Origin of the sequence: Promineifilum sp. (SeqCode), assembly GCF_041918635.1 — a bacterium.
In the GTDB taxonomy this organism is placed as follows: domain Bacteria; phylum Chloroflexota; class Anaerolineae; order Promineifilales; family Promineifilaceae; genus Promineifilum.
In genome coordinates, this window is the sequence record NZ_JAYRVJ010000214.1 from 1 (window position 1) to 2,402 (window position 2,402).

Genomic DNA, 2,402 nt, shown 5'->3' on the forward strand with positions numbered 1-2,402 from the left:
ATACGCTGCACCAGATGGTGCGCGCCGGATTCAATCCCATCCTGATCGCTATCGAACCGAGCGCCAATTTTGGACAGGTGCGAGAGCGGGCACGCCGGCTTGGCTTCCAGGCCTACAACATCACCGGCAGGGCCGCTCTCGATCGGTTAGGCCAGGGCGCGGGCGGCCAGTGGCAGGCAACGAGTGCGCCACGGGGGAGAGCATGAGCCAACGCCGTTGGCGTCCAGTTCGCAACAAGGGGGTGATCGCCGCGGCCCGGCAGCGACGTGTCCCGCCCCCTGGCGCGCGTCTGGCCTTTCAGGTCGATCCCTGGACGCGCCGGCTCATCCGGCCAGTGCTCATGGCCGTTATGGCTACCGCGCCGGCCGTGGCCTTGCTAGTCATCGTCCAGCTGGGCGCGCCGGAAGAGCCGTGGTCCATGCTGACCCTGCTGTGCTTCTTCGCCGCGCTCGAGGGCGTGTATACGACCGCCTGGCTCCATCACCCCAATAGTCGCGGCGTCGATCGCGGCATCTACCGCGCGGCCGAACTGCTGCTGCTCGTCGTCCTGTCGCGCATTGTCAGTTGGGTTTTGTTTGGAGACGGTCTGCCCTCCCCCGCCGAGGTGCGCCTCTACCTGGCTGCCCCACTCAGTTTCTTTCTGGCCGGCGGCTTCATCACGACCGTGCTGACGACACTGGTAGCCTGGTGGCTGGCCGTGTCGGCTAGCCGCATCTTCACTCAACTCGACGTCAGCGAGGCGGAGTTGCAGTACTATACCCTGTCGTTCGCCGAGCAGAAGGCCCAGGCCGACGACCGGCCGATCCAGGTCCCTCGACAGATGCTCCAGGAGCAATACCTGCGGCAGTGGCTCACCGGCGGCATGATCATGGTCTTACTGGCGGCGCTGAGCACTTATGAAATGGGCGAGTTGGCGACGGTGGCCAACCCGTTCGAGATCACGCGGCTAGGACTGGACCCCGGCATGCTGCTGGCGCTGCTGGTCTACTTTCTGGCCGGACTGTGGCTGTTGAGCCACGCGCGTATGCTGCGGCTGAATGCCCTCTGGCTATTCGACGGCATGGCCAAAGACGTCACGGTTGAGCGAGGCTGGCAGCGCAGTTCGCTGCTTCTCTTGCTGGTCATCGCCCTGGGGGCCGCTTTCTTGCCCATCGGCTCATCGTTCGCCATCAGCCGTATTCTCTCCGCGGTACTCAACGGCTTGCTGTACGCCGTCGGCATGATTTACTCCATAATCGGTTTCCTCTTTGCCTCCTTGTTGGCCTCGTTGACCAACACGGTCGGCCAGGAGCCTATACCCACGCCGGAGATAGCGCCGATGCCGACGCCGGTCGTTCCGCCAGCCACCACGCCGCCGCCGACCGCCAGTCCCGAACTGACCTTTATCATCAGTTCCGCCTTCTGGGCGCTGCTGATCGCCATCATCATTGGGGCGCTGATATTCTTCCTGCGCGAGCGGGGCTACCGCGTGGAGTGGGGGGAAGTGCGCGGCCGGTGGGCCACCGTGTCAGAGTGGATCAAGGCGTTCTGGCTGAATCTTCGACGCCGGGCACGGCGGGCGCGGCGCGATCTGCGGGAAAGGTTAGCCCCCCACTCATCCGCCCCGACGCAGGATAAGAGTCCTCTGCCGCGACCGCGTTTCATTCGTCTGGGCGCGCTCTCGCCGCGTGAGCAAATCCGCTACTATTACCTGGCTACTGTCAGGCGGGCCGGGGAGCGCGGCGTGGCGCGGCGGCAGAGTGACACGCCGCTCGAATATGCCGAAGGGTTGAAAGCGCATTGGCCCGAAGCGGGGGAAGACTTGCAGGGCCTGACCGACGCCTTTCTCGAAGCGCGCTACAGCCCGCAGCCTATCGAAAAGTCGGCCGCCGAGCGCATTAGGGACGTGTGGAAGCGCGTCAAGGCGCGACTGCGGGCGAGCCGTGAGCACGACCAGCAACCAACAACCCACAACGATCCACAGGAGGAATCCTAAACACATGCAAGCCCTTGTAGAATGTGTGCCCAACTTCAGCAACGGCCGCGATCCGGCCGTCTATGGCCGCATCGCCGACGCCATCCGCGGCGGGGCCGTCCAGGTGCTCGACGTCAGCGCCGATCCCGACCACAACCGCACCGTCATCACCTTTGTCGGCGCGCCGGATGACGTCGTCGACGCCGCTTACCGCGGCATCGCCGCGGCCAAGGAACTGATCGATCTCGATCAGCACCACGGAGAGCACCCACGTATCGGCGCGACCGACGTCTGCCCTCTCATCCCTATTCGCGGGGTGACGATGGAGGAGTGCGTCGTGCTGGCCCGCCGGCTGGGCAAGCGCGTGGGCGAAGAACTGGGCGTCGCCGTTTACCTCTACGGCGCGGCGGCCACCCGGCCGGATCGCGAGAATCTGGCCGACATCCGC

General features: G+C 65.2%; 2 protein-coding genes and 1 pseudogene. All 3 read left to right on the forward strand.

The genetic code is table 11. From position 1 onward, the window contains the following. The coding region (locus ACE3UY_RS07320) for a hypothetical protein (RefSeq protein ID WP_374686886.1) at nucleotides 1–206 on the forward strand (206 nt) is incomplete at its 5' end. Beyond that, nucleotides 203–1,975, forward strand: a complete 1,773-nt coding sequence (locus tag ACE3UY_RS07325; RefSeq protein WP_374686887.1) for a DUF4129 domain-containing protein — start codon at nucleotides 203–205, stop codon at nucleotides 1,973–1,975. The genes ACE3UY_RS07320 and ACE3UY_RS07325, both read left to right, overlap by 4 nt. Nucleotides 1,976–1,979: 4 nt before the next feature. Beyond that, nucleotides 1,980–2,402 (forward strand): annotated as a pseudogene (locus ACE3UY_RS07330) (glutamate formiminotransferase); the annotation flags it as partial.